The sequence below is a fragment of the Pseudomonas sp. LB3P58 genome, assembly GCF_054897895.1.
This window is the reverse complement of the sequence record NZ_JBUBVE010000001.1, coordinates 4,403,148-4,428,325: the sequence shown is the minus strand read 5'-3', so window position 1 is coordinate 4,428,325 and position 25,178 is coordinate 4,403,148. Positions and strand designations below refer to the sequence as shown.

The 25,178-nt window shown below is 59.2% G+C and carries 22 protein-coding genes, 4 tRNA genes and 1 pseudogene; 15 read left to right on the top strand and 12 right to left on the bottom strand.

The features are described 5' to 3' along the window. Window positions 1–52: 52 nt before the first annotated feature. Complete coding sequence (locus ACYZTZ_RS20560; protein ID WP_056745051.1) at window positions 53–1,108, top strand: AI-2E family transporter; 1,056 nt, start codon at window positions 53–55, stop codon at window positions 1,106–1,108. A gap of 130 nt (window positions 1,109–1,238) precedes the next feature. Here ACYZTZ_RS20560 and xopAW read toward each other — a convergent pair whose 3' ends face one another. From xopAW to ACYZTZ_RS20545, 3 genes are all read right to left on the bottom strand, one after another. Continuing rightward, a complete protein-coding gene (gene xopAW, locus ACYZTZ_RS20555; protein WP_461999541.1) occupies window positions 1,239–2,087 on the bottom strand; it encodes a XopAW family type III secretion system calcium-binding effector in 849 nt (282 codons plus the stop codon). 112 nt (window positions 2,088–2,199) lie between these two features. Beyond that, the gene (locus ACYZTZ_RS20550; protein WP_461999540.1) at window positions 2,200–3,249 is read right to left on the bottom strand and encodes a sensor histidine kinase; all 1,050 of its coding nucleotides are present in this window, start codon (window positions 3,247–3,249) and stop codon (window positions 2,200–2,202) included. Beyond that, entirely contained in the window at window positions 3,249–4,007 is a 759-nt protein-coding gene (locus ACYZTZ_RS20545; RefSeq protein WP_461999539.1) for a response regulator, read from the bottom strand. The genes ACYZTZ_RS20550 and ACYZTZ_RS20545 overlap by 1 nt, the downstream gene beginning before the upstream one ends. A 292-nt stretch (window positions 4,008–4,299) precedes the next feature. Here ACYZTZ_RS20545 and pyrF point away from each other — a divergent pair, with 292 nt between their 5' ends. Beyond that, window positions 4,300–4,998 (top strand): orotidine-5'-phosphate decarboxylase, encoded by a 699-nt coding sequence (pyrF, locus tag ACYZTZ_RS20540; RefSeq protein ID WP_185752715.1) that lies wholly within the window; start codon window positions 4,300–4,302, stop codon window positions 4,996–4,998. 86 nt (window positions 4,999–5,084) lie between these two features. Here pyrF and ACYZTZ_RS20535 read toward each other — a convergent pair whose 3' ends face one another. Continuing rightward, on the bottom strand, window positions 5,085–6,089 hold the full coding sequence (locus ACYZTZ_RS20535; protein WP_056742714.1) for an NADP-dependent oxidoreductase: 1,005 nt from the start codon (window positions 6,087–6,089) through the stop codon (window positions 5,085–5,087). 235 nt (window positions 6,090–6,324) lie between these two features. On the opposite strand from ACYZTZ_RS20535, the gene ACYZTZ_RS20530 reads away from it, so the two are divergent. The 4 genes and pseudogenes from ACYZTZ_RS20530 to ACYZTZ_RS20515 all read left to right on the top strand — a co-directional run bounded on the left by ACYZTZ_RS20530 (window position 6,325) and on the right by ACYZTZ_RS20515 (window position 10,735). Further along, window positions 6,325–7,086 carry an SDR family oxidoreductase gene (locus tag ACYZTZ_RS20530; protein ID WP_461999538.1) on the top strand — a complete coding sequence of 254 codons (762 nt, stop codon included), beginning with the start codon at window positions 6,325–6,327 and terminating at the stop codon, window positions 7,084–7,086. Between the two features lie 184 nt (window positions 7,087–7,270). Beyond that, on the top strand, window positions 7,271–8,662 hold the full coding sequence (locus ACYZTZ_RS20525; protein ID WP_461999537.1) for an aminotransferase-like domain-containing protein: 1,392 nt from the start codon (window positions 7,271–7,273) through the stop codon (window positions 8,660–8,662). Between the two features lie 108 nt (window positions 8,663–8,770). Beyond that, a pseudogene (locus tag ACYZTZ_RS20520) lies at window positions 8,771–9,874 on the top strand (HAMP domain-containing protein); the annotation flags it as partial. Beyond that, window positions 9,854–10,735 (top strand): methyl-accepting chemotaxis protein, encoded by an 882-nt coding sequence (locus ACYZTZ_RS20515; RefSeq protein ID WP_371317146.1) that lies wholly within the window; start codon window positions 9,854–9,856, stop codon window positions 10,733–10,735. The pseudogene ACYZTZ_RS20520 and the gene ACYZTZ_RS20515, both read left to right, overlap by 21 nt. Before the next feature lie 491 nt (window positions 10,736–11,226). Here ACYZTZ_RS20515 and ACYZTZ_RS20510 read toward each other — a convergent pair whose 3' ends face one another. Further along, on the bottom strand, window positions 11,227–11,985 hold the full coding sequence (locus ACYZTZ_RS20510) for a hypothetical protein (RefSeq protein WP_461999536.1): 759 nt from the start codon (window positions 11,983–11,985) through the stop codon (window positions 11,227–11,229). Between the two features lie 393 nt (window positions 11,986–12,378). Between ACYZTZ_RS20510 and ACYZTZ_RS20505 the strand changes: the two genes are divergently transcribed. From ACYZTZ_RS20505 to ACYZTZ_RS20490, 4 genes are all read left to right on the top strand, one after another. Then, window positions 12,379–12,454 (top strand) — tRNA-Glu (locus ACYZTZ_RS20505). Window positions 12,455–12,456: 2 nt separating this feature from the next. Continuing rightward, window positions 12,457–12,532, top strand: a tRNA-Gly gene (locus ACYZTZ_RS20500). Window positions 12,533–12,637: 105 nt separating this feature from the next. Then, a tRNA-Glu gene (locus tag ACYZTZ_RS20495) sits at window positions 12,638–12,713 on the top strand. A 3-nt stretch (window positions 12,714–12,716) separates the two neighbouring features. After that, a tRNA-Gly gene (locus ACYZTZ_RS20490) sits at window positions 12,717–12,792 on the top strand. Between the two features lie 148 nt (window positions 12,793–12,940). Here the strand turns inward: ACYZTZ_RS20490 and ACYZTZ_RS20485 are convergent. The 4 genes from ACYZTZ_RS20485 to ACYZTZ_RS20470 all read right to left on the bottom strand — a co-directional run bounded on the left by ACYZTZ_RS20485 (window position 12,941) and on the right by ACYZTZ_RS20470 (window position 17,004). Further along, window positions 12,941–14,680, bottom strand: a complete 1,740-nt coding sequence (locus tag ACYZTZ_RS20485; protein ID WP_461999535.1) for a dipeptidase — start codon at window positions 14,678–14,680, stop codon at window positions 12,941–12,943. A 197-nt stretch (window positions 14,681–14,877) separates the two neighbouring features. Continuing rightward, window positions 14,878–15,513 (bottom strand): LysE family translocator, encoded by a 636-nt coding sequence (locus tag ACYZTZ_RS20480; protein WP_033056907.1) that lies wholly within the window; start codon window positions 15,511–15,513, stop codon window positions 14,878–14,880. Between the two features lies 1 nt (window position 15,514). Beyond that, on the bottom strand, window positions 15,515–16,285 hold the full coding sequence (locus tag ACYZTZ_RS20475) for a 2OG-Fe(II) oxygenase (protein WP_056742718.1): 771 nt from the start codon (window positions 16,283–16,285) through the stop codon (window positions 15,515–15,517). 92 nt (window positions 16,286–16,377) lie between these two features. Next, entirely contained in the window at window positions 16,378–17,004 is a 627-nt protein-coding gene (locus ACYZTZ_RS20470) for an alanyl-tRNA editing protein (RefSeq protein WP_461999534.1), read from the bottom strand. Between the two features lie 91 nt (window positions 17,005–17,095). Here ACYZTZ_RS20470 and ACYZTZ_RS20465 point away from each other — a divergent pair, with 91 nt between their 5' ends. Beyond that, complete coding sequence (locus ACYZTZ_RS20465) at window positions 17,096–18,094, top strand: LysR family transcriptional regulator (protein WP_461999533.1); 999 nt, start codon at window positions 17,096–17,098, stop codon at window positions 18,092–18,094. 65 nt (window positions 18,095–18,159) lie between these two features. On the opposite strand, the gene ACYZTZ_RS20460 is transcribed toward ACYZTZ_RS20465, so the two are convergent. Further along, the gene (locus tag ACYZTZ_RS20460; protein WP_056742723.1) at window positions 18,160–18,567 is read right to left on the bottom strand and encodes a PA2817 family protein; all 408 of its coding nucleotides are present in this window, start codon (window positions 18,565–18,567) and stop codon (window positions 18,160–18,162) included. A gap of 83 nt (window positions 18,568–18,650) precedes the next feature. Then, window positions 18,651–21,098 carry an acyl-CoA dehydrogenase gene (locus ACYZTZ_RS20455; RefSeq protein ID WP_461999532.1) on the bottom strand — a complete coding sequence of 816 codons (2,448 nt, stop codon included), beginning with the start codon at window positions 21,096–21,098 and terminating at the stop codon, window positions 18,651–18,653. A gap of 249 nt (window positions 21,099–21,347) precedes the next feature. Here ACYZTZ_RS20455 and ACYZTZ_RS20450 point away from each other — a divergent pair, with 249 nt between their 5' ends. The 4 genes from ACYZTZ_RS20450 (at window position 21,348) to ACYZTZ_RS20435 (ending at window position 24,516) form a co-directional block, all read left to right on the top strand. Further along, entirely contained in the window at window positions 21,348–22,007 is a 660-nt protein-coding gene (locus ACYZTZ_RS20450) for a transglutaminase-like domain-containing protein (protein WP_461999531.1), read from the top strand. Window positions 22,008–22,050: 43 nt separating this feature from the next. Then, entirely contained in the window at window positions 22,051–22,674 is a 624-nt protein-coding gene (locus tag ACYZTZ_RS20445; protein ID WP_461999530.1) for a glutathione S-transferase family protein, read from the top strand. Between the two features lie 133 nt (window positions 22,675–22,807). Continuing rightward, complete coding sequence (locus ACYZTZ_RS20440; RefSeq protein ID WP_008152392.1) at window positions 22,808–23,740, top strand: ABC transporter ATP-binding protein; 933 nt, start codon at window positions 22,808–22,810, stop codon at window positions 23,738–23,740. Further along, on the top strand, window positions 23,737–24,516 hold the full coding sequence (locus ACYZTZ_RS20435; RefSeq protein WP_056742732.1) for an ABC transporter permease: 780 nt from the start codon (window positions 23,737–23,739) through the stop codon (window positions 24,514–24,516). Before ACYZTZ_RS20440 ends, ACYZTZ_RS20435 begins: the two co-directional genes overlap by 4 nt. Before the next feature lie 45 nt (window positions 24,517–24,561). Here ACYZTZ_RS20435 and ACYZTZ_RS20430 read toward each other — a convergent pair whose 3' ends face one another. After that, entirely contained in the window at window positions 24,562–25,083 is a 522-nt protein-coding gene (locus ACYZTZ_RS20430; protein WP_461999529.1) for a DUF2062 domain-containing protein, read from the bottom strand. Between the last annotated feature and the right edge of the window lie 95 nt (window positions 25,084–25,178).

Genomic DNA, 25,178 nt, shown 5'->3' with positions numbered 1-25,178 from the left:
CAGACACTGCGTTCGCCTACTCTTTTGCGGACTGACTTTTTTCGAGATTTAGATGATCAATAACGATCGGCTGTTGGTGCAGATCCTGCTCCTGGTGCTTTTTGGCGCGAGCTTCTGGGTGATGGCGCCGTTCTGGTCGGCGCTGTTCTGGGGCGCGGTGCTGGCGTTTGCCAGCTGGCCGCTGATGCGTTTACTGACGCGTTTGCTCAATGGTCGCGAATCTCTGGCGGCCGCAGTGCTGACACTGGGCTGGATGTTGCTGGTGGCGTTGCCGTTGGTCTGGCTGGGGTTCAACCTCGCGGACCATGTGCGCGATGCCACGGCGTTCATCAAGGATGTGCAGGTCGACGGGCTGCCGGAAGCGCCGATCTGGCTGGGCAGCATTCCCTTGGTGGGCGAGCGGTTGGTCGGGGTCTGGAACAGCATCGATCAGCAGGGCGCGGCGATGATGCTGGCGGTCAAACCTTACCTGGGCCAGGTCGGCAATTGGTTGCTGGCGCGCAGCGCGCAGATTGGTGGCGGGATTCTTGAGCTGACGTTGAGTATCGTCTTCGTGTTCTTTTTCTACCGTGACGGGCCGCGTCTGGCGGCGTTTGTTCACGGGTTGCTGGAACGTCTGATTGGTGACCGTGCCGGGTATTACATTGAATTGGTGGCGGGCACGGTGCAGCGGGTGGTGAACGGCGTGATCGGGACGGCGGCGGCCCAGGCGGTTCTGGCGTTGATCGGGTTTTTGATTGCCGGGGTGCCCGGGGCGCTGGTGTTGGGGATCGTCACGTTTTTGTTGAGCCTGATTCCGATGGGGCCGCCGCTGGTGTGGATTCCGGCCACGGCCTGGCTGGCCTGGAAGGGTGAGTACGGGATGGCGGTGTTTCTCGGGATTTGGGGGATGTTCATCATCAGTGGCGTCGACAACGTGCTCAAACCGTACCTGATCAGCCGGGGCGGGAATTTGCCGCTGGTGATTGTCCTGCTCGGGGTGTTTGGCGGGTTGATTGCCTTCGGGTTTATTGGCTTGTTCATCGGCCCGACGTTGTTGGCGGTGGCCTACAGCCTGCTGAACGACTGGAGCAAAAGTCAGGCTCGGGTTGAGGATCGCCGGCCCTGAGATTTTTGGTTGAAGCTTAGGGCCCCTTCTGGGGCAAGTCGGATCGCCGCACCGCTCGCTCCTACGGTCATGCACTAAACCTGTAGGAGCGAGCGGTGCGGCGATCCGACTTGCCCGCGAAGCTTTTGATTCAGGTCGCGACGTTCAGGTACTTACCCACGGTCGCCACGTTGTCGAGCGAGTACTGCTTGCTCAGGTTGGCGATCATTTTGTTCAGGGCTTCGGTCACGTTCGACTGATCGGTGGAGCTGTCGGTGTTTCGCTCGCGGCCGGCTTGCAACACCGCGTTCAACTCGTCGCTGCTGACGCCGCCATTGCTGTCGCTATCCAGCACTTTGAGCAACGCGGCGCTGGTATCGGTGCTGGTCGAAGAGGTGCTGCTGGTCTGCAACGCGCTGGTCAGTTCGGTGGCACTGACACTGCCGTCGCTGTCCGTATCGAGCTGGCTGAACAGTTCTTCGCTGGACACTTGTTGAGGTGGCGGTGGAGGCGGGGCGAGGCTGGCGGCGAGTTCGTCCTGGCTGACGGAGCCGTCTTCGTTCTTGTCCAGGGCCGAGAAGATTTCTGTGCTGTCGGCGCTGCTGCCGGCGCTGGCCAGGCCGTTGCTCAGTTCATCGCTGCTGATGGCGCCGTCACCGTCGGCGTCCAGAGCGCTGATCAGCGCGTCAGCCAGTTCGGTGTTCGGTGCCTGGTCCCGTGGCGGTGGTGGCGGAGGAGCCATCGCGGCCATTTCTTCACTGCTCAGGCTGCCGCTCTCGTCGCTGTCCAGGTCGGCGAAATTCTTGCTCAGGCTGACCAGTAGACCGTCGTCGGTTTTCTGCGACAGGGCGCTCTTGAGTTCATCCTGATCCACCGCGCCGTCGCTGTTGCTGTCGAGTTTGGCGAGCAGATCTTTCTGAAACTGCTGACTGCGGGCGGTGTTGGTTGTGGTGCTGCTGGTGCTGGTATAGCTCGTGTAACTGCTGACGCTACCGATCATTGCGCTCACTCCTTGGAATGGATAGCCGGTGGGTGCACCGGCTTATGCAGCCTCAAGGGGCAAGTTGTCGTGGGTATGTGAGGTTTGTACCGAGCGGTACACAGAGCGGTGATCAGGATCGGGGCAGACGAATCACTGCTGTCAGGCCACCACCGGGCGTCTCTTCCAGGCTCAACTGCCCACCCAGGCGTTCGGCCGCTTCGCGGGCGATGGTCATGCCCAGCCCGACCCCGCCGGAGTTACGGTTGCGCGATCCTTCCAGACGAAAGAACGGCTCGAACACGGCTTCACGTTTATCCGCCGCAATACCCGGCCCATGGTCGATGACCCGGATCACCAGGGTTTCGCGCGTGTCTTCAAGCGTAATCATTGCCTGCCCGGCATAGCGCAGGGCATTGTCTAGCAGGTTGTTGATGCACGAGCGCAAGGCCATCGGCTGCACTTGCAACGGTGCGCAGTGGCCGCTGGTCAGAACATCGGCACCCTGGTCCTGGGCGTTTTCACTGAGGGATTCGACCAGCGCCTGCACGTCCATCCACTGCAGGGCCTCACTGGTGCGCTGCTCGTGCAGGTAAGTCAGCGTGGCGTCGAGCATGCCGATCATGTCGTCCAGATCCTGACGCATCTGGCCTTGCAGTTTGTTGTCGTCGATCTGCTCCAGCCGCAGCTTGAGCCGCGACAGCGGCGTGCGCAGGTCGTGGGAGACGGCGCCAAGCATCCGCGAGCGTTGCTGCACTTGTTCACGAATGCGTTGCTGCATCTTGTTGAAGGTGTGCGCCGCTTGCCGGGCTTCCCGTGGGCCGGACTCATCCAGAGGCGGGCTGTCGAGGTTTTCGCTCAGTCGCTCGGCCGCATCGCTCAGGCGCTGGATCGGCCTGCTCAGCAGTTTGGCGCCGTACCAGGCGGCGATGATCAGCGAGACCAGTTGAAAGGTCAGCGGTACCAACGGGCCGCCGAACCACGGCCGCGGTGGCCGATTTCCGAAGCGCGGGTCCATCGGCGGGCGCTGTCCGTCGAAGTTTTCGGAAAACCCCGGCGGCGGCGGGGGCGGGGGCGGGCCGTAATAGTGAAACCAGAAAAACGCCAACACGTGCGCCAGGATGATCGCCACCAGCAGCATGCCAAACAGGCGGCCGAAGAGCGTATCGAAGCGCGCACGCATCAGCCGATGTCTCGGGCGTCGAACAGGTAACCCTCACCGCGAACGGTCTTGATCAGCTGCGGCGCTTTCGGGTCATCACCAAGTTTCTGGCGCAGGCGCGAGACCAGCAAGTCGATGCTGCGATCAAAGGCTTCGATCGAGCGACCGCGAGCGGCGTCCAGCAATTGTTCGCGGCTGAGTACCCGACGCGGACGTTCGATGAACACCCAGAGCAAACGGAACTCGGCGTTGGACAACGGCACCACAAGGCCATCGGCGGCGATCAACTGGCGCAGCACGCTGTTCAGGCGCCAGTTGTCGAAACGGATGTTGGCCCGCTGTTCAGTGCGATCGTCGCGTACCCGGCGCAGGATCGTCTGGATGCGCGCCACCAGTTCGCGGGGCTCGAACGGCTTGGCCATGTAGTCGTCGGCGCCCAGTTCCAGGCCGATGATCCGGTCGGTGGGTTCGCAGCGGGCGGTGAGCATCAGAATCGGGATGTCCGATTCGGCGCGTAGCCAGCGGCACAGTGACAAACCATCTTCGCCGGGCAGCATCAAGTCGAGCACCACCACGTCGAAATGCTCCGCTTGCAGCGCCAGGCGCATCGCGGCGCCATCGGTGACGCCGCTGGCGTGAATGTTGAACCGGGCCAGATAGTCGATCATCAGTTCGCGGATCGGGACGTCATCGTCGACGATCAGGGCGCGAATGCTCCAGCGTTTGTCGTCGCCGGGCGATTTTTGATCGTCGTTCACAGGTGCGTGGAGGTTGTGCATGCGTGCGTTCATCTGCCAGGTAGGCTGCCAACCACAAAGATAGGCTGCGAGGTTGTGGTTTCAGCATAGGCGTCCGGCCCGGAGGCGGGAAGTGCTGTAGGACGTGTTGCGGCTGCCGAAGGTAACGTTGAAGGGTGTTGCAGGCGTGTCATGTGTGTATCTGACTCGACACAATGGGCGCAAGGGCTAGTCTTGCTTGAGCCGCCTCGACGAATTACCGATCATCGGGTCCCGCAGAGGCGCTGGTTCCGCTACAATGCGCGCCGATTTCGACCTGCCTGAGAGCCCACTCATGTCCGCCTGCCAGACTCCTATCATCGTCGCCCTGGATTTCCCCACCCGTGACGCCGCACTGAAGCTGGCCGATCAGTTGGACCCGAAGCTGTGCCGGGTCAAAGTCGGTAAAGAACTGTTCACCAGCTGCGCTTCGGAAATCGTTGGCACCCTGCGTGACAAGGGTTTCGAAGTGTTCCTGGACCTCAAGTTCCATGACATCCCGAACACCACCGCCATGGCCGTCAAGGCGGCTGCGGAAATGGGCGTGTGGATGGTCAATGTGCACTGCTCCGGTGGTTTGCGCATGATGGCCGCGTGCCGCGAAGTGCTTGACCAGCGCACCGGTCCGAAACCGCTGCTGATCGGCGTGACCGTGCTGACCAGCATGGAGCGTGAAGACCTGGCGGGTATCGGCCTGGATATCGAGCCGCAGGAGCAAGTGTTGCGCTTGGCCGCGTTGGCGGAAAAAGCCGGGATGGACGGTCTGGTGTGCTCGGCCCTGGAAGCCCGGGCCCTGAAATCGGCGCACCCGTCGCTGCAACTGGTGACTCCGGGGATTCGTCCGGCGGGCAGCGCCCAGGACGATCAGCGCCGCATTCTGACGCCGCGTCAGGCGCTGGATGCCGGTTCGGATTATCTGGTGATCGGCCGTCCGATCAGCCAGGCAGCGGATCCGGCCAAGGCGTTGGCAGCCGTAGTCGCCGAACTGGCCTAAAAAGATCGCAGGCTGCGCCAGCTCCTACAGGGGAATGCGATCCTGTGTAGGAGCTGCCGAAGGCTGCGATCTTTTGATCTTCTGCGTTAAACCTTCAACACCAACTTCCCGAAATTCTCGCCGCTGAACAACTTCATCAGCGTCTCCGGGAACGTCTCCAGTCCTTCAACAATATCTTCCTTGCTTGTGAGCTGCCCCTTGGCCATCCAGCCGGCCATTTCCTGCCCGGCGGCGGCAAACTGCGCGGCATAGTCCATCACCACAAAACCTTCCATCCGCGCGCGGTTGACCAGCAGCGACAGGTAGTTGGCCGGGCCTTTGACCGCTTCCTTGTTGTTGTACTGGCTGATGGCGCCACAGATCACCACTCGCGCCTTCATGTTCAGGCGACTCAACACCGCGTCGAGGATATCGCCGCCGACGTTATCGAAATACACATCGACGCCTTTTGGACATTCGCGCTTGAGGCCGGCGTGGACGTCTTCGTTTTTGTAATCGATGGCACCGTCAAAACCCAGTTCGTCGATCAGGAACTGACACTTGTCCGCGCCCCCGGCAATGCCGACTACTCGGCAACCTTTGATCTTGGCGATCTGCCCGGCAATGCTGCCCACCGCACCGGCCGCGCCCGACAGCACCACGGTGTCGCCAGCCTTCGGCGCGCCGACATCGAGCAGGGCGAAATAAGCGGTCATCCCGGTCATGCCCAGCGCGGACAGATAGCGCGGCAGAGGCGCCAGTTTCGGATCGACCTTGTAGAAACCTCGTGGCTCGCCGAGGAAGTAATCCTGCACACCCAGGGCACCGTTGACGTAGTCCCCGACCGCGAAGCCCGGATTATTCGAGGCAACGACTTTGCCTACGCCCAATGCGCGCATCACTTCGCCGATACCGACCGGCGGAATGTAGGACTTGCCCTCGTTCATCCAGCCACGCATGGCCGGGTCCAGGGACAGGTATTCGTTTTTGACCAGGATCTGACCCGCAGCCGGTTCGCCGACCGGTACTTCTTGATAGGTGAAGGTCTCGCGGGTCGCCGCGCCCACCGGACGTTTGGCGAGCAGGAACTGGCGATTGGTCTGGGTAGTCATGACAGGCACTCAAGATGAATGAAGACTTGTTGATAGACCTTCATGAACGATGCCGCAAGTTTGGCTGATGCGGCGAATGCACATCGATCCAGTGCAGTGATAGTCGTGCCGGCGGTTTTATCACTGTCACTCATGGGCGCCCAACCGGCCTTCTGATAGTGCTGCCGTGCCGCAGGCCCTTGTGGCTAGATTGAGAACACGCGATCCCCCGCATCTTCTCTTCGAGGACATAACAATGAGCATGACGTTTTCTGGCCAGGTCGCCGTTGTAACGGGCGCCGCCAATGGCATTGGCCGCGCGACTGCCCAGGCATTCGCCGCTGAAGGCTTGAAAGTGGTAGTGGCCGACCTGGACGTGGCGGGTGGTGAGGGCACGGTGGCGCTGATTCGTACCGCTGGCGGTGAAGCCACCTTCGTACGCTGCAACGTAACGCTGGAAAGCGAAGTAAAAAATCTGATGGACGAAGTGGTCAATACCTACGGCCGTCTCGACTATGCCTTCAACAACGCCGGCATCGAGATCGAGAAAGGCAAGTTGGCCGAAGGTACGGTCGATGAGTTCGACGCGATCATGGGCGTCAACGTCAAAGGCGTCTGGTTGTGCATGAAGTACCAGTTGCCGTTGCTGCTGGCCCAGGGCGGCGGTGCAATCGTCAACACCGCATCAGTAGCCGGCCTCGGGGCTGCGCCGAAGATGAGCATTTACGCGGCCTCGAAACATGCGGTGATCGGCCTGACCAAGTCGGCAGCCATTGAATACGCCAAGAAAAAGATTCGGGTGAATGCGGTGTGTCCGGCAGTGATCGACACCGACATGTTCCGCCGTGCCTATGAGGCCGACCCGAAGAAAGGCGAGTTTGCCAATGCCATGCACCCGGTCGGGCGCATCGGCAAGGTCGAGGAAATCGCCAGTGCGGTGCTGTACCTGTGCAGCGACGGCGCAGCGTTCACCACGGGGCATTCACTGGCGGTGGACGGTGGCGTGACAGCGTTCTGAATCCAGGCCGTGAAACGTAGGAAAAAACCCGCATTTGTGCGGGTTTTTTTTCGGTTCCTTAAAGGTGCCGGACAATGTGTTTCAAATGGTTAGAACCGACGGTTTTAGCGGCGTTGTCGCACAGCTGATTGACCGTTCCTGTGATTAACTGTTTCCCGCAAAACGGACAGGAGTTTGCTTGCTCATGGAGTTGAGAATCGATCGACAGGCATTGGTGCCGGTCGTACAGCAAATCGTCGACGCGCTAGCCTGCCGGCTTTGCCGTGGCGAGGTGCCACCGGGGACGCGTTTGCCTTCCGTGCGGCAAATCGCCCGGATCAATTTGCTCAGTCAGTCCAGCGTCGTTGAGGCCTGTGAGCGCCTGGTGGCTCAAGGGGTGCTGGCGTCGCGTCATGGCGCCGGATTCATTGTCGCCACGCCAGCGCTGGCCGCTCAGGGGCAACAGGATTGTCCCAGGTTCGAGGGGGCAGAAGTGAAGCAGGGCGGCACTTCGGGCGAACTCAAACTGGGGTGTGGTGGACTGCCCGAGAGCTGGCGCGAAACTGACGACCTGAGCTACGCGATCCGTCAGGTCAGTCGCACCGACATGAGCGGCCTATTTAACTACAGCACGCCGCTGGGCCTGCCAGCCTTACGCCAGCAGATCCACAAACGGCTGAAACAGCTCGATATCCAGGTGGAGGAAAGCCAGATCCTGACAACGGCGGGGGCCAGTCAGGGGCTGGACCTGATCGTGCGGACCTTGTTCAAGCCGGGTGATTGCGTGGTGGTGGAGAATCCCGGTTATTCCTTGCTGTTCGATTTGCTCCGGCTGCACGGTGTCAGCATGATCGAGGTGCCGCGAACCCCGCACGGTCCGGACGTTGAAGCGCTTGAGGCACTGTTGGTTAAATACAGGCCCTGCGGGATCTTTATCAATAGCTTCTATCACAATCCCACTGGCAGCAGCCTGGCGCCGGCGGTGGCGCAGCGGGTTGTGCAACTGGCCAAAACCTATGGCGTTCTGGTCATCGAAGATGACGTCTATGCGGATTTGTACAGCGGCCCCGGTACGCGCCTCGCTGCGTTGGGTATCGATGACAACGTGATCTACGTCGGCAGCTACTCCAAAACCCTCAGCAGTTCGTTGCGGGTCGGTTTTGTAGTGGCCGGCACTGCGGTTATTTCGCGGCTGGCCGAGGTCAAGATGATCAGCAGCATGGGCGCTTCACGGTTTTTCGAGTCGGTGCTGGCAAACCTTTTAGCCAGCGGTGCCTACCGCAAATTGGTCCAGCGCCAGCGCCAGCGTTTGAGCAATGACAGGGAGGCTGCGTTGCAAGTGCTTGAAGACGCCGAATGGGAGGTTTTCGGCAAGCCGGTCGGAGGCCTGTTCATCTGGGCGCGATCGCGGATGTCCGACTACGCTCAGGTGCGCAAACAAGCCCAGCGCTTCGGTGTCCTGTTGTCTTCTGCGACGGCATTCAGTCCCACCGCAGAGGCCAGTGACTGGCAGCGTATCAATGTGGCCTATGCCTGTGATCCGCGAGCCCGGGCGTTTTTTCAGGCCACCGCTCTGGATCGACCTCAAGCGTTCTGAAAACGACGGAGGCGTAGCTTTTTGCCATTATTCAGACGCCAGAGACTTGTGTTGATACAGGCCCGTTGCGAATCTGCGTCAACAGACTATGTCAGGGGACTAAGTGCAATGATTTCGGCCGTGCAAGGACGTTTTGCCAACCTCGGTATGGCGAAAAAACTGGGTGTCGGGTTTGTACTGGTGCTGCTGTTGACGGCCTTGGTGGCGGCCATCGGCGTATGGTCCCTGCAAACCATCAGCCAGCGCTTCGACGGGCTCAAGCAGATGTCGTCGCTCAACAGCGGTTTGCTCAAGGTGAGACTGCTCGAGCAGGAATACGCCTTGCACGGCAACCCGAAAACCGCTGACGCGCTGCGCGAGGGCGTTGACGGCCTGCTCGCTCTGGCAACCCAACTGAAAGCGGCGTCTGCGGCCAACGTGCCGGTGATGAATGACGTCGAGCAGTCCTTGGGAGCTTACCGCAAGGCCTTTGACGAGTTCGTTTCGCTCAGCCAGGCCAAGGATCTGGCACTGGAGATGGCCAGTTGGTCGGTGTCCAGCGTGGCCAATAACCTCGACGTGCTGCAGGCCGGGCTGGCCGATGACGGCGCTTATACCTTGAAGGAATCCGAAGGCAAGGATGGTGGGCAGTTTATCGAACAGGCCAGTCAGGTCAGCCAGGTGTCGCGGTTGATGTTGCAAGCCATGAACGAAGCGCGTGTGCGCCTGGACCTGAGCCGCAAGGGCGACGACAGCGTAGGGCAGGGCAAGATTGAGCAGGCCGACCAGGCACTGGCCCAGGCCGAGCAGCTGAAAACCACGGTCAAGGATGAGGGTTACCAGACTGTCCTCAATGAAGTCGTCGGACACATTGGCGGATTCAGTGAAAAACTCGCCGAGTACACCGGCCTGCTGGCGCAGGAAAAAACCGTCTATGAGCAACTCCATCAGCGCGCCGCTCAGGTGGTGGAGCGGGTGGATCAGGCCTATGTCGCCGAAGACCAGTCGATGCAGGCGGAGCTGAAAAAGAACTCGCTGCTAATCATCGGTTCCTCGGCGCTGGCACTGCTGGTCGGGCTGATTGCGGCCTGGGTGATTACCCGGTTGATCGTGGCACCGCTGCGCAGTGTGATCCGTGTTGCTCAACAGATTGCCTCTGGCGATTTGAGTGCAACGGTTGAAGTGACCCGTCGTGATGAGATCGGGCAGCTGATGCAGGCCATGCAGCAGATGGGCGCAGGGCTTAGCAGTATTGTCAGCGGTTTGCAGGCGGGTATCGAGCAGTTGGCCAGTTCAGCGCAGTCGCTGTCGGCGGTGACCGAGCAGACAAATCTTGAAGTCAGCAGCCAGAAGGAAGAAACCGAACAGGTTGCTACCGCGATGAACCAGATGACCGCCACCGTGCACGACGTTGCGCGTAACGCGGAGGAGGCCGCTCAGGCGGCGCAGACGGCGGATGGCAAGGTTGAAAGTGGTCAGCAGGTGGTGCGCCAGAGCATGGCGCGGATCGAACAGTTGGCGGATTCAGCCACCTCGGCCAGTTCGAGCATCGAAAGTTTGAGTGCGGAAATCCAGAACATCGGCACGGTGCTGAGCGTCATCAAGAGTGTGGCCGAGCAGACAAACCTGCTTGCCCTCAACGCCGCGATCGAGGCGGCTCGAGCCGGCGAGCAGGGCAGGGGCTTTGCGGTGGTGGCCGATGAAGTGCGGGCCCTGGCCAAGCGTACTCAGCAATCGACCGAGGAGATTGAACGACTGGTGAGTGCCTTGCGCTCGGCGGCTCAGTCTTCTGTCCAGCAGATTCAGAACAGTGGCGAGCTGGTGAAGCTGGCGGTGAGTGATGCGTTGCAGACGGAGAGTGCGCTGGGGAGTATTGCGGCGGCAGTGTCTTTGATTCAGCAGATGAACCAGCAGATCGCAGCGGCTGCCGAGGAGCAGAGTTCAGTGGCTGAGGAGATTAACCGCAGTGTCACGAGTATTCGCGCCAGTGCGGATCAGTCTTCGTTGGCGATGCAGGGGAATGCGGCTTCCAGTATCGAGTTGGCGCAGTTGGGGGTTGAGTTGAAGGGGATGGTGGGGCACTTTCGGCTTTGATTTTTGAGTGAGTACATATCCGTTGCTGCGGTAACGGCCGCTGGCGGTTTCGCTCTTACAGCGAGTCCCTTTTGGCAAACGCCCCAAAAGGAACCAAAAGGTCTCGCCCCGAGCGTCCGGCCCCTCGCTTAGGCTCGGCGTTCCTTCGCTCCGGCGTCCATCTGGGGGCATCGCCTCCGGTTGGCTTCGCTTCAACCTCCTCTCGATGTGTTCGACTTCGTCGAACGGCGCTGCGCGCCTACCCCCCAGATGAACACCTCCACTCAGCCTCCCGAGGGGGCGGGTGGGTCAAGATCAAGAGCTGCAGGCGAGCTAACGCTCGGCCTGTTGAGTGGTGAGAAGCGAAAGGCGTACCCGATCCATTGTGGGAGCGAGCTTGCTCGCGATGGCGGCGTGATATTCGACTTTTCTATTCCGGCTGTACCCGCCCATCAAACTCAACGCAAAAAAAAGCCACCTGTTCAGGTGGCTCTCTTTTCTACTTTCTCTGATCAGTCGTAGATCACTTTTTTCTTCCAGTCCGCATCGGCCTCGACGTCTTTGAGGCCTTCGGTCAGCTGGTTCACTTCGCCTTCTACCGGGGCGATGTTGTCCATGACTTGTGCGTTGGCGCGGGCCAGGAGTTTTTCCAGGTATTCCAGTTGTTCGGCGTAGATCTGGGGTTCCTGTTGTTTGCGCAGGTATTGCACGCCGCGTTCGAACGCCAGGCGGGCCTGGCCGGGCTGGTTCTGTTGCAGGGCGTGCTGGCCGAGGTTGTTGAAGAATTCGATGTGCAGCAGGACCAGGATGTGGCGAACTTCGCGGATCCAGCGTTTGGCTTCGTTGGTTGGCAGGAAGCCGTCCTGTGCGGCGCGGGTAATTTGGCCGTGCAGGGCTTCGAGCAGGAAGCGTACGTCCTTGGCTTTGGCTTCGGTCTGGATCGGTGCCGGCGGGTTGTTGACCGGGATCGATTCGCCCTGACCGACCAAGGCGCTCAGTTCGCCAATCCGTGCCTTGAGATTGGAGCTGGTTTTTTCCAGATTGAGCAGGCGTTGGCAGACGTTCAATTCCAGACGGGTCAACAGCAGCTTGAGTGCCGGTGTCATCAATTGGCCGGGGAAGGTCTCGGTGATTTCGCCGCAACGACGCAGACGATCGTTGAGCTCAACTTTGGCGCGGGCCTTTTCCAGCTTATTGTTTTCCACCACATGGTTCATGTAGCCAATGGCGATCAATAGTGCGATCCCGGCTACGACTAGCAGGGTGATCATGAGTGGTGTCACCGGTAAGACCTCTTTATGGGGTTCGCGTGCGAGTGTAGTAGCTTGGCATTGGGACGCATAGCGCCGCTCAGCGAGTTGAATCGGCTACTGCACTGCCTGTATCGGCCGCGTTCCTGCTTATATAAGTAATAGCGTGCGAGGTGCACATTGCCATCATCTTTGGCGTGGGTGGACTATAACGTCTTGGCGGGTGTCAGAATATAGGCGTCAAACCCCGGGCGACGGAAAGGCCGGATTAGTGTCTCAAAGCAGGGCGAAGTCATTGATTTAAATAAATTTATATCTGGGGGTTGACGACCCCTCAATCCATCCATAGAATGCGCGCCACTTACAGCGTAAAGCACACAGCGAAACGCGGTAGGGAGTGAATGTTGTACGTGTGTCCCCTTCGTCTAGTGGCCTAGGACACCGCCCTTTCACGGCGGTAACAGGGGTTCGAGTCCCCTAGGGGACGCCAATGCGGGAATAGCTCAGTTGGTAGAGCACGACCTTGCCAAGGTCGGGGTCGCGAGTTCGAGTCTCGTTTCCCGCTCCAATTTTAAACAGTGTTGCTTTCGGGCAGCGCTGAGTGAAACCAGAACCAGCATCTTCGGATGCGGATTTGGGCACTGAAATACACACCATGTGTTTCAGTTAGCGTGTCCCCTTCGTCTAGTGGCCTAGGACACCGCCCTTTCACGGCGGTAACAGGGGTTCGAGTCCCCTAGGGGACGCCATTTGCGGGAATAGCTCAGTTGGTAGAGCACGACCTTGCCAAGGTCGGGGTCGCGAGTTCGAGTCTCGTTTCCCGCTCCATATTTAACAAAAACGCCGCTCAGCAATGAGCGGCGTTTTTGTTTGTGCGTTATTCATGAAAAAGGACCTTAAGGTCCTTTTTTTGTTTGTGTTGGAATTAAGACGATCAAAGCATCGGACCCGCCAAAATAGCGGGCCCGAAAGGGGATCAGAGCTTCGGCAACTGCCCGATGCGCCCCATCATCTCGGTCACGATCTGCAGATCCAGCAGGAACTGGTCGACGGTCTTGAACTCGTTGTCAGTGTGGCCGGTGTACTTGACCTCAGGCCTGGCCAGGCCGAATTGCACGCCATTGGGCAGTTCATGGACCGAGGTGGCGCCAGCGGAAGTACCGAACTTGTGTTCCATGCCAAGGTTTTCGCTGGCAACGGCCAGCAGGGCCTTGACCCATTCACCCTCAGGGTTGCGGAACATCGGCTCGGCGATCGAGTAGTCGAAGGCCACCGCAACGTGGGTCTTCTTGCTCCAGGCGCCAAGCTTGTCGGCGATTTCGGCCTTGAGCACTTCGGGGGACTTGCCCTTCGGCACCCGCAGGTTGACCGCGAGCTTGAAGGCTTTCTCATCCACCCCGACATAGGTCAGGGAAGTGGTCAGCGGACCCATGAAGGCATCGGAAAAGCCGACCGCCAATTTTCCACCCAGGTAATCCAGTCCCCAGTTGTCGGCGGCGTAGCGAGCAGCATCGGTAATGTGGTTGTGCTTGAACGCAACTTTTCCGTCGAGGCTATTGATGAAGTCCAGCATCCTGGCCACCGGGTTAACACCTGACTCGGGCTCGGAGGAGTGTGCGGATACGCCGGTGACCGTCAGCTTGACGTCCTTGTCGACGACCTTGGCGGTTACCTCGAAGTTGCCGCCATTGCGCTTGGCATAATCGCTACCGGCCTTCTGCAGGCTGGCGGCCAATTCAGCAGGCTTGTCACTCAAAAGGGTGGCGACCGATGTCGACGGAATCTGGTTGGTGGCCATGCCGCCCGTCATCGATATGATTTCAGCGCCCTTGCCCTCTGCCTTGCGCTTGGCAAAGTTCGCCATGACGGTGCCGTAGCCTTTCTCGGCAATTACCACCGGGTAGCCGCCATCCAGCGCCAGGTTGTAGTTGGGTGTCGGGTTGTTTTCGAAGTAATAAGGGATGGCGTCGCCGGTGGTTTCTTCGGTGGTGTCGACCAGCAACTTGAGATTCCTGGCCAGCGGCAGCTTCTCTTCCTTGATGATCTTCATGGCGTAGAGCGTTACCACGATGCCGTTCTTGTCATCCTCGGTGCCTCGGCCATACAGGCGGTCGCCGATCAGAGTGATTTTGAACGGATCGAGTCGAGTGCCGTCTTTCAGGACCCAGTTCTCCGGCGTCACAGGCACCACATCGGCATGCGCGTGAATACCGACGACTTCATCGCCGCTGCCTTCCAGGGAGATCTCATAGACGCGGTTGTCGATGTTGCGAAAGTTCAGGTTGAAGGCCTGGGCAAGGCTCTTGATCTTGTCGGCGATCTTGATGAATTCGGGATTGTCGTGCTGGTCAACGCCGTCCACGCGGAAGGTCGGGATGGCCACCAACTCGCGCAGGGTTTCGGTGGCGGCGCTGCCGTACTTCACGCGTGCATAGAGGCCGAGCAGGCGATGGATCTCGTTCTGCTGATCGGGAGAAAGGGTCTTGTTGTCGAGAAAGGCACCGATGGCCGGGCCGAGGTCGTCGGTTTTGCCAAGGTCGCTTTTGGCCAGGCCTCCCAGGAACTGCCTGAAATCCGTTACCGATGCGTCGCTGAAGGTCTTGAGGATGGCCGCGCTCTGTTGCGGGGTGATGTTAGCGTGCGCTGTCAGGGTGAACGACGAAAGACTGGCCAGTATCAGGGTCGACGCGGCCAGGTGCTTGAGTGAGAAATTCATTGCTTGGGGCATTCCTTTGCAGGCGTTTGTGAGAAGTTTCTGATCGATGGGACAAGAAAACGTTCCCAAACTAACACCACGAGTGAGCAGTACGGGAGTCCCTGAAGTGAGATCTGTCGCACAGAAATGCAAAAGCGACGCAGAAACGAAAAAGGCCCGTCAGCCGACTGAGCGGGCCTTTTGCATGGGCGCAGGTTTTACATCGACAGAATCAGGCGCCCGGCGAACAGGATCAGAATCACCCCCATGGTGCGTTCGAACCAGTGCCCCATGCGCATAAACAGCAGCCGTACCCGGGCACTGGAAAAGAACAACGCGACGATCACAAACCACAGCGCATTCACAAAACACATCCAGATTCCGTAAAGCGCCTGGATCTTCAGTGGCGTTGTGGCGCTGATGATGGTGGTGAAGATCGCCAGGAAAAACAGTGTGGCTTTCGGGTTGGTCGCATTGGTCAGGAAACCGGTGGTAAATGCCTTCAGCAACGTTTGTTCTACGACCGGTTCGTCAGGCTTGTCGCCTTCCAGTACGGTCTTGGGCTTGCTGCGCAGCAGGCTGACACCGAGGTACAAAATGTAAGCACCACCCACAACCTTGGCCACCGTCAGCAACCAAGGCGTCGTGTGCATCAGCGCGCCGACGCCGAGCAAGGTGTAAAGCACGTGCACGGAAATACCCGCACCGATGCCCAGCGCCGTGCAAATCCCGACCAGTCGACCGAAGCGCACGCTCTGACGGATGGTCACTGCGAAGTCCGGTCCGGGTGCAACCACGGCCAGAAAATGGATAGTTGCCAGCGCCAGAAACTCGCCCAGGTAATTCGAAAGCATCTCAACTCCAGAAAGTAAGGGGTGAAGCATTGCCGCGATAGCCGACAAAGAACGAAAGGCTCAAGCGCGGATCAGCCACACCCGGTGTCACCGAGTGCATGCAGCGCGAATTGAACATGATGAAATCACCCGGTTCGGGAAGAATCTCCAGGGTCGGAGTCCCGAGCAGAGCCGGGTCGATTCCGTAACTGTCGCCACGCATTTCGTCGAACTGGTCCGGGGAGATGTCGTGGTCCCACATCTGCAGTGCACCGCCCTCGGCGGGCATGTTCAGGTAAACATTGCAGGCGAACTGTGCTTCCAGGCTCTTGGCCTGGTAACTGTCCGGGGCGTCCTTGGCGAAAATGTCGTGGTGGGCCAGAAAACAGATCCCGGGTTTCACCACCCGGGACAGCCCGACATACATCTTGCGACCGTAGAGGTTTTCCAGGTGCGCACCCGCCGGCCAGGACTCGTCGAGCATGCAGCGCAGGGTGTCGACGGGGGACGAATAGGGCGCACACCGGTTGCGCAATTCCGCAATGTTGCGGGTGGCGCGTTCGAAATAATCTTCGATCAGCAGCGGCTGGTTTTCCGCTTCATAAAATGCCATGCCGATGCGACCGATGCTCGGCGCATTGATATAGCCTTCGAAGCCGGGGGCGAGGATCTTGTCGCCAATCTGAATCGCCAGCGGCTTGGGCAACAAGCCTTTGACGCGGATGGCGAGGACTTCTTCGTTGGCCAGTTTTTTTATGCACGTCTCATCGAGACGCTCGACGTCAAGCATCATGTCTTAGGTCCATCTATCAGATAGTCAACAGAACCCGCGACCGCAGGTTCCCCCGGCGTCAGGCGATGACAGGAACGGCATCGCCCAAATGCTCAATCCACGCTGTAGTGGACTGACAGCGTTCCCTTCTTCAGTGAAAGGGAAGCGATCGTGACCGTGCCCAAATCCTTCAGGCTGCGTACATGGGTGCCACCGCAGCCGTAGGCGGGGAGTTCACCGAAACCGATTTCCCGGGCGCCTTCACGCATCGACGTCAGGCGCGGCAGATCATGGGTGATCCACTGCTCGATGCCGCGCTGAATCATCTCGGCATCAACCTCTTTTGCCGACTCTGCCGGTTTGAATTGCACACGTCCTTCGCCCGGCCAGTGATGAGCCTTGATCGGCATCCAGCCCATGGCCTGGACGAAGTGGCCGATCAGGTGGCCGGCGGAATGCATGCGTGAATTGAACTGGCGGCGTTGTTCATCGACCCGAATCTGAGTCATGCCCAGTTTTACCGGATGGTCGACGAAATGAATGATCCGGTCCGGATCCTGAACAACCCGCAGTACTTGGCTTTCGCCGATCCAGCCGGTGTCAAAGGGCTGTCCACCGCCCTGAGGGTGAAACAACGTGGCGCGCAGCACTACGGCAAATTCGTTCTCGTGGGGCGTGCAATCCAGGACTTCCACATTGGCCTTGAGGTCATCACTATGGAAAAAGAGGCGAAGCGTCATATTCCATGCCCTTATTAACAATTCTATTTTTTATTATATGAAGCGTGGAATTGCGTGATAATCCGTTCAAACATCAAAGGACTGTTGCGCTGTGAGCATAAATCTTCCACTTCCGCTGCTCGGTGAAATGGCGATCTTCGTCAAGGTTGTCGAGACCGGCAGCTTCTCCGAGGCTGCTCGACAGTTGGGTTCTTCACCCTCGGCAGTCAGTCGCAGCATTTCGCGTCTGGAGAAGGCGCTCGCCACCCGTTTGCTGCAGCGAACCACGCGCAAGTTGCGCTTGAGCGACGGTGGCGAAGAGGTGTTCAAGCGTTGCCAGGAGATGGTCAGCGCAGCCAAGTCGGTGATGGAAATCAGCGGTCAGTTCACCCATGAAGCGGAAGGACTGGTGCGCGTCAGTGTGCCGAAGGCAGTGGGGCGGTTCGTGATTCATCCGCATATGCCGGAATTTCTGCGGCGTTATCCCAAAGTGGATGTGGAGCTGTTGCTTGAGGACCGCCAGGTGGATTTGATCGACGACAACGTTGATCTGGCGATTCGTATTACTGATCGGCCACCCGCTGGACTGGTCGGGCGGCAATTGCTGACCATCGATCATTTGCTCTGTGCAACGCCGCAATACCTGGCCGAACACGGCACACCGACCCACCCTCACGACTTGCTCAACCACAGCTGCATCTATCTGGGCGAAACGCCGAGCGATGCACGCTGGAAATTCAAGAAAGGCAGCAAGGCTGTCACCGTTGGCGTGCGCGGACGTTATGCGGCCAATCACACCGGCGTGCGGTTGGGCGCAGTGTTGCAGCACATCGGAATTGGCAGCCTGCCGTACTTCACCGCACGTTATGCGCTGGAGCAGGGGCTGATCGTGCAGGTGTTGCCGAACTGGACCTTCCTGGCGTCTTACCACGGCGGTGCCTGGTTGCTGCATTCGCCGACCCGTTATCTGCCACCGAAGTTGCGGGTGTTGATCGACTATCTGGTGGAGTGCCTGGAGAAGGAGCCGACCCTGAGCAAGCCGGGCAAGTTGAGTAGTGCGGGCAAGCTCGCAGCGGAGTATGAGTTGCCGGAGAGTGATGGATTGCTCTGAAGCGAAGATCAAAAAAAAGGCCCGCATGTTCAACCATGCGGGCCTTTTGAATTTCTGACCGGGGATCAGTGCTTGCTGTCGTCTTTCGACATCGCCAGCAGCTGTTTTTCCTGGTTCCAGTCGAACGGCTCGTCGTTTTGTTCAGCTTCGAAACGACGTTCTTCCAGCGCCTGATACAAGTCGATTTCATCGTCGGGCATGTAATGCAGGCAGTCACCGGCGAAGTACCACAGCAGGTCGCGCGGGACCAGGTGAACGATTTGCGGGTAGCGGGTAATCACCTGGCACAGAATGTCCTGGCCCAGGTATTGGCTTTCGATCGGGTCGACCGGCAGCAACGCACGCAGTTCGTCGAAGCGCTCCAGGAACAAGGCATGGCTTTCTTCGGGAACCTGTTCGGCCTCACCTACGGCGACCAGGATGCTGCGCAGGTGGTCGAGCAAGACAAGATGATCGGCAACGACATTGGACACGAGATAAGTCCTCAAGAGCAAAACGGGCGCGGGAGTATAAAGCGCCCGCGCCCTTTTTTACATGGTGGAGGACGCAGGATGGATCAGCGGACCTTTCCTTTGCCCAGCGCCAGCTCCTTTTTGTCGAAATCATCGACATCAATCACCTTGCGCCGCGCCGCTTCGGCGTTACGCAGGGTCTGCGCTTCCCCAGGCTGCAACACACCAGCCTCAAGCGCTGCATCGATGACGTGTTCCCCGGCGACCGGTTTGACCTGGCCGCTTTTGAGCGCGATATGAAGCTTTTTGCGCAACGGTTGCGCGGCACTCAGCAGGTTACACGCATGTTGCAGGGCGCCAACCGGGTCATCAGTGGATTGCGGCCGGTAGCAACCGCCGAGCAACTCTTCCAGGGTCGGATCGCCCTTGGCGCGGCCGATCACCGCCGCCACTTCGGCGCCGAGTTTGTCCGATGGCCCTTTGTGACGACGACCGAACGGGAACACGATCACCCGCAACAGGCAACCCAACACCTTGTTCGGGAAGTTGGTCAGCAGTTCATCCAGCGCTCGTTCCGACTGACCCAGGCTTTCTTCCATGGCCCAGGTAAACAGCGGTGCCATGTGTTCCGGTGAATCGAGGTCGTGGTAACGCTTGAGTGCGGCGGAGGCGAGGTACATGTTGCTGAGCACATCCCCAAGACGCGCCGACAGACGTTCGCGTCGTTTCAATTCGCCGCCCAGCAGCATCATGCTCAGGTCAGCGAGCATGGCGAACGCAGCAGCCTGGCGGTTGAGGGCGCGGAAGTAGCCTTGGCTGAGCTTGTCGCCTGGCGCGTGTTCGAAGTGACCGAAACCAAGGTTCAGCACCAGCGTGCTGGCGGCGTTACTCACGGCGAAACCGATGTGCTTGAGCAGCAGGCCATCAAATTCGGTGAGGGCCTGATCCTTGTCTTCACGACCGGCGAGGGCCATTTCCTTAAGTACGAAGGGATGGCAGCGAATCGCACCCTGACCGAAGATCATCAGGTTGCGCGAGAGAATGTTCGCACCTTCCACGGTGATGAAGATCGGCGCGCCATTCCAGCTGCGGCCGAGGTAATTGTTCGGCCCCATGATGATTGCCTTGCCGCCATGAACATCCATGGCGTGGCTGATGCACTCGCGGCCGCGTTCAGTGAGGTGGTACTTGAGAATCGCCGACAGCACCGACGGCTTCTCGCCCAAATCCACCGCATTGGCCGTGAGCATCCGCGCCGCGTCCATCATCCAGGCGTTGCCGCCGATGCGCGCCATCGCTTCCTGAATCCCTTCGAAGGCCGACAGTGGAACATTGAACTGTTCACGGACCTGAGCGTACTGGCCGGTTACCAGACTGGTGAACTTGGCGGCGCCGGTGCCGACCGCTGGCAACGAAATCGAACGCCCGACCGACAGGCAGTTCATCAGCATCATCCAGCCTTTGCCGATCATTTCCTGGCCGCCGATGAGGAACTCCAACGGTACGAATACATCTTTGCCGGAGTTCGGGCCGTTCATGAATGACGCGCCTAACGGCAAGTGACGGCGGCCGATTTCAACACCGGCGGTATCGGTCGGGATCAACGCCAGACTGATCCCCAGGTCTTCCTCCTCACCGAGCAGGTGATCCGGGTCATAGGCCTTGAACGCGAGGCCGAGCAGGGTAGCAACGGGACCTAGTGTGATGTAACGCTTTTCCCAGTTCAGGCGCAGGCCCAAGGTTTCCTTGCCTTCCCATTCACCTTTGCAGATCACCCCGGTGTCGGGCATGGAGCCGGCATCAGAGCCGGCCAGGGGGCCGGTCAGTGCAAAGCACGGGATGTCATCGCCGCGCGCCAGTCGTGGCAGGTAGTGGTTGCGTTGCTCGTCGGTGCCGTAATGCAGCAGCAGTTCGGCCGGGCCGAGGGAATTGGGGACCATCACGGTGGAGGCAAGGTCGCCGCTGCGGGTAGCCAGTTTCATCGCCACCTGGGAGTGGGCATAGGCGGAGAAACCTTTGCCGCCGAACTCCTTGGGAATGATCAGGGCGAAGAAGCCGTTTTCCTTGATGTAGGCCCAGGCTTCGGGAGGCAGGTCCATGGTTTGACCGATCTGCCAGTCGCTGACCATGGCGCAGAGTTCTTCGGTGGGGCCGTCGATAAAGGCCTGTTCCTCTTCGCTCAGCTGCGCTTTTGGATAGGACAGCAGTTTTTTCCAGTCCGGGCGACCGCTGAACAGTTCGCCGTCCCACCACACCGTGCCGGCATCGATTGCATCGCGCTCGGTTTGCGACATCGGCGGCAGGGTTTTCTGGAACCAGCTGAACAGCGGCGCGCTGAAAAATTTGCGGCGCAGGTCGGGCAACAACAATGGCGCAGCCACCGCCGCGATCAACACCCAGAAAATCAGCAACAGCCAGCCTGGCGCGCGGCTGAAAGCGCCCATCGCCACCACGTAAACGGCAACGACGCACAGGGCGGGCAGCGGCGCGACACGACGGTGGGCTAAATAAGCAATCCCGACAACCAGAACCAGTATCCACAACAGCAGCATATTTAATCCTCCGTGAAACCAGGGCAAAACCAACTTTCAGAGCTTAGACGGCATCCGCAAAACAGGGTGGTCAGAGCGATGTGATTGAATTCGTGGGAAACCATGGATGAGTTTTGTAGGCCCGGTGGGCAACAGGCCGCGGAAATCGTTCGTTGGGCGGACGGCAAAGCGTCCATGTTTGGCCGAAACGTCGTTATCTCTGTGCTGAACGTGTCGCTAGACTCGTGGCTTCCCCAGGAGATTGTTCTCATGCACGAGTATCTGAGTCCCGGCCGCTTCATCGATAGTGACCACCCGTCGGTGGTGGAGTTCGCCGAAAAACATCGCGGCAGCTGTCGCGATCCTCTAGAGCAGGCGATCAATCTCTATTACGCCGTGCGCGAAGCCGTGCGTTACAACCCTTACACCTTCAGTCGCGACCCGGGCACCTTGCGCGGCAGTTATGCGTTGGCGGCGGGGGAGAGTTATTGCGTGCCCAAAGCCACGCTGCTGGCAGGTGCAGCCCGGCATTGCGGGATTCCCGCGCGGATCGGTCTGGCGGACGTGCGCAATCATTTGTCGACGCCGCGGTTGCTCGAGTTGCTCAAGAGTGACGTGTTCGCCATGCACGGCTATACGGAGCTTTACCTGAACGACCGCTGGGTCAAAGCCACGCCAGCGTTCAACCAAGGCTTGTGCGAACTGTTCAATGTCGCACCACTGGAATTCGACGGCATCAACGACAGCGTTTTCCATCCGTTCAATCGCGACGGCGAGCAATTGATGGAGTACCTGATCGACCACGGCCAGTTCACCGACGTGCCTGAAACGTTCTTTTTCGAGCACCTTGAGAAGTGCTATCCGCATCTGTTCAGCGACACACTGCCTGCGCTGCTGGGTGACATGCAGAGCGATTTGAGTCGCGCCTGATCCGGCGTATGCTGCCTGCGCATTCATCCATAAAGAGGCGGTCATGCTGAAGATCTGGGGTCGGAAAAACTCGTCGAATGTCAGAAAACCGTTGTGGGCCGCCGAGGAGCTGGGCCTGGCTTATGAAGCCATCGACGCCGGCGGCGCCTTTGGTGTTGTCGATACGCCGGAGTACCGCGCGATGAACCCCAATGGGCGCGTGCCGGTGATTGAAGACGATGGTTTCGTGCTGTGGGAGTCCAACACCATCGTGCGTTACCTGATGGCTCGCCACGCCAACGGTACAGCCTGGTATCCAGAGGATCTGCAGGCCCGGGCCTCTGCCGAAAAGTGGATGGACTGGACCACTTCAAGTTTTGCCGGCCCCTTCCGCACGGTGTTCTGGGGCGTGTTGCGTACGCCGGAAGACAAGCAGGACTGGCCCGCAATCAACGCCGCGATCAAGGAGTGCGATGGCCTGCTGTCCATGGCCGATCAGGCACTGGCGACCCAACCGTACCTGTCCGGCGATGAGATCGGCATGGGCGACATTCCTCTGGGCAGTTTCATTTATGCCTGGTTCGAGATGCCGATCGAGCGCGCGCCGCAGCCTCATCTGCAAGCCTGGTATGCACGTCTGAAACAGCGGCCGGCGTATCAGAAAGCGGTTATGACCGCGTTGACTTAATACTCACTATCGACACACTTGACTGTACTTGTGTGGCGGCGACAAGCACCATTGCGCTCGTGCGCCGCGGTTGTATTAGTTGCCGCCCGCCCTTATTTGTCCCTTTCTTCCCTTCTTGGTGCGTAAATCCGATATGAGTTCCGCTCTGTCCATCCGGCAGCTAACCAAAACCTACGGCAACGGTTTCCAGGCCTTGAGTGGTATCGATCTGGACGTCGCCGAAGGTGACTTTTTCGCCTTGCTCGGCCCTAACGGCGCCGGCAAATCCACGACCATCGGCATTCTCTCGACCCTGGTGAACAAGACCAGCGGCACGGTCAATATCTTCGGTCACGACCTGGACAAGAATCCTGCGCAGCTCAAGCGCTCCATCGGCGTGGTGCCTCAGGAATTCAACTTCAACCAGTTCGAAAAAACCTTCGACATCGTTGTGACCCAGGCCGGTTATTACGGCATCCCGCCGAAAATCGCCAAGGAACGCGCCGAGCAGTACCTGACCCAATTGGGCCTGTGGGACAAGCGCGATACGCCGTCGCGTTCACTGTCCGGCGGCATGAAGCGTCGACTGATGATCGCCCGTGCGCTGGTTCACGAACCGCGCCTGCTGATCCTCGACGAACCGACGGCGGGAGTGGACATCGAACTGCGTCGCTCGATGTGGACGTTCCTCACTGAGCTGAACAAGAAAGGCATCACCATCATCCTCACCACCCACTACCTGGAAGAGGCTGAGCAGTTGTGCCGCAACATCGGCATCATCGACCACGGCACCATCGTCGAGAACACCAGCATGAAACAGTTGCTCGGCCAGCTGCATGTGGAAACGTTCCTGCTCGACCTCAAAAACACTGTGCAAACCGCGCCGCAGTTGCTCGGATACCCGACCAAGCTGCTCGACAGCCACACCCTTGAAGTTCAGGTCGACAAGGCCATGGGCATCACCGCTCTGTTCACCCAATTGGCGCAGCAGAACATCGAAGTGTTGAGCCTGCGTAACAAAACCAATCGCCTCGAGGAGTTGTTCGTGTCCCTGGTGGAGAAAAATCTGTCGAAGGTGGCGGTATGAGTTCCGAGCTGCAACCCAACCTCGTAGCCCTCAACACCATCGTTTACCGAGAGGTCAAACGCTTTACCCGGATCTGGCCGCAGACGCTGCTGCCGCCGGCCATCACCATGGTTCTGTACTTCGTGATCTTCGGCAATCTGATCGGCCGGCAGATTGGTGACATGGGTGGCTTCACCTACATGGAGTACATCGTGCCGGGGCTGATCATGATGTCGGTGATCACCAACTCCTACGGCAACGTGGTCTCGAGTTTCTTCGGCAGCAAGTTCCAGCGTTCCATCGAAGAATTGATGGTGTCGCCGGTGTCGCCGCATACGATTCTGATCGGCTACACCTTGGGCGGCGTGCTGCGCGGCCTGATGGTCGGGGTCATCGTGACAATGCTGTCGCTGTTCTTCACCCAATTGCAGGTGCATCACCTGGGCGTGACCATTCTGGTGGTGGTGCTGACGGCGACGATCTTCTCGCTGCTGGGCTTCATCAACGCCGTGTTTGCGCGCAACTTCGATGACATCTCGATCATCCCGACGTTTGTGCTGACACCGCTGACCTACCTGGGCGGGGTGTTCTACTCGATCTCCTTGCTGCCACCGTTCTGGCAGACCGTGTCCCTGGCCAACCCGGTGCTGCACATGGTCAACGCTTTCCGTTACGGCATTCTTGGCGTTTCGGACATCAGGATCAGCGTAGCGATCACCTTCATGCTGGTGGCGACCGTGGTGTTGTACATCGGTTGCGCACGGTTGCTGGTCAGTGGTCGCGGGATGCGCACGTAATCGCGCACTGCTCAATCAGAAACGGCACCTCAGGGTGCCGTTTTTTTATTCTTGCATCCGTCTTTTCTGGCGCCGCCGCCACTGCCGCCCGACCCACCAACGCCAGTACATCATGGTCAGGCAATAGGCCAGTGCGCCGAGCACCAGCCCCGTCACCACCGAGCCGAGTAAAAATGGCTGCCAAAGTGTCGAGAGTTCGCCGCTGATCCATTCCCAGGTCAGCTCGTCCGGCAAATGGCGGGTGGGGACGTCCATCAGCCAGGCACCGGTCTGGTAAGTGCAGAAGAACACCGCCGGCATGGTGATCGGGTTGGTCAACCAGACCAGGCTGACCGCAATCGGCATGTTGCCGCGCACCATAATGGCGAGAATGGCGGCGACCAGCATCTGCAGCGGAATCGGCAGGAACGCCGCGAACAGACCCACCGCCATGGCCCGTGCGACGGAATGGCGGTTGAGGTGCCAGAGGTTCGGGTCATGCAGCAGGGTCCCGAGAAAGCGTAAGGACTTGTGTTCCCTGATGCTGGTCGGGTCTGGCATGTAACGTTTGAATAAGCGCCGGGGCATAAGGCTTCTCGGTCGGTTAAGGTGGCAAGTATGTCTGGATTCTATGCACCGCCCATTCAGACTTTGTGACAATTAATAACGATGCCTGTGCGATT

Bases quoted from the DNA above. Each gene is read 5' to 3' on its own strand.
- ACYZTZ_RS20445 (WP_461999530.1), top strand. From the start codon at position 22,051: ATGCTGAAGATCTGGGGTCGGAAAAACTCGTCGAATGTCAGAAAACCG.
- ACYZTZ_RS20470 (WP_461999534.1), bottom strand. From the start codon at position 17,004: ATGACGCTTCGCCTCTTTTTCCATAGTGATGACCTCAAGGCCAATGTG.
- ACYZTZ_RS20550 (WP_461999540.1), bottom strand. From the start codon at position 3,249: ATGCGTGCGCGCTTCGATACGCTCTTCGGCCGCCTGTTTGGCATGCTG.
- ACYZTZ_RS20450 (WP_461999531.1), top strand. From the start codon at position 21,348: ATGCACGAGTATCTGAGTCCCGGCCGCTTCATCGATAGTGACCACCCG.
- ACYZTZ_RS20530 (WP_461999538.1), top strand. From the start codon at position 6,325: ATGAGCATGACGTTTTCTGGCCAGGTCGCCGTTGTAACGGGCGCCGCC.
- ACYZTZ_RS20485 (WP_461999535.1), bottom strand. From the start codon at position 14,680: ATGAATTTCTCACTCAAGCACCTGGCCGCGTCGACCCTGATACTGGCC.
- ACYZTZ_RS20430 (WP_461999529.1), bottom strand. From the start codon at position 25,083: ATGCCCCGGCGCTTATTCAAACGTTACATGCCAGACCCGACCAGCATC.
- ACYZTZ_RS20475 (WP_056742718.1), bottom strand. From the start codon at position 16,285: ATGATGCTTGACGTCGAGCGTCTCGATGAGACGTGCATAAAAAAACTG.
- ACYZTZ_RS20535 (WP_056742714.1), bottom strand. From the start codon at position 6,089: ATGACTACCCAGACCAATCGCCAGTTCCTGCTCGCCAAACGTCCGGTG.
- ACYZTZ_RS20515 (WP_371317146.1), top strand. From the start codon at position 9,854: ATGCAGGCCATGCAGCAGATGGGCGCAGGGCTTAGCAGTATTGTCAGC.
- ACYZTZ_RS20455 (WP_461999532.1), bottom strand. From the start codon at position 21,098: ATGCTGCTGTTGTGGATACTGGTTCTGGTTGTCGGGATTGCTTATTTA.
- ACYZTZ_RS20545 (WP_461999539.1), bottom strand. From the start codon at position 4,007: ATGCACAACCTCCACGCACCTGTGAACGACGATCAAAAATCGCCCGGC.
- pyrF (WP_185752715.1), top strand. From the start codon at position 4,300: ATGTCCGCCTGCCAGACTCCTATCATCGTCGCCCTGGATTTCCCCACC.
- ACYZTZ_RS20525 (WP_461999537.1), top strand. From the start codon at position 7,271: ATGGAGTTGAGAATCGATCGACAGGCATTGGTGCCGGTCGTACAGCAA.
- ACYZTZ_RS20560 (WP_056745051.1), top strand. From the start codon at position 53: ATGATCAATAACGATCGGCTGTTGGTGCAGATCCTGCTCCTGGTGCTT.
- ACYZTZ_RS20510 (WP_461999536.1), bottom strand. From the start codon at position 11,985: ATGATCACCCTGCTAGTCGTAGCCGGGATCGCACTATTGATCGCCATT.
- ACYZTZ_RS20480 (WP_033056907.1), bottom strand. From the start codon at position 15,513: ATGCTTTCGAATTACCTGGGCGAGTTTCTGGCGCTGGCAACTATCCAT.
- ACYZTZ_RS20440 (WP_008152392.1), top strand. From the start codon at position 22,808: ATGAGTTCCGCTCTGTCCATCCGGCAGCTAACCAAAACCTACGGCAAC.
- ACYZTZ_RS20435 (WP_056742732.1), top strand. From the start codon at position 23,737: ATGAGTTCCGAGCTGCAACCCAACCTCGTAGCCCTCAACACCATCGTT.
- xopAW (WP_461999541.1), bottom strand. From the start codon at position 2,087: ATGATCGGTAGCGTCAGCAGTTACACGAGCTATACCAGCACCAGCAGC.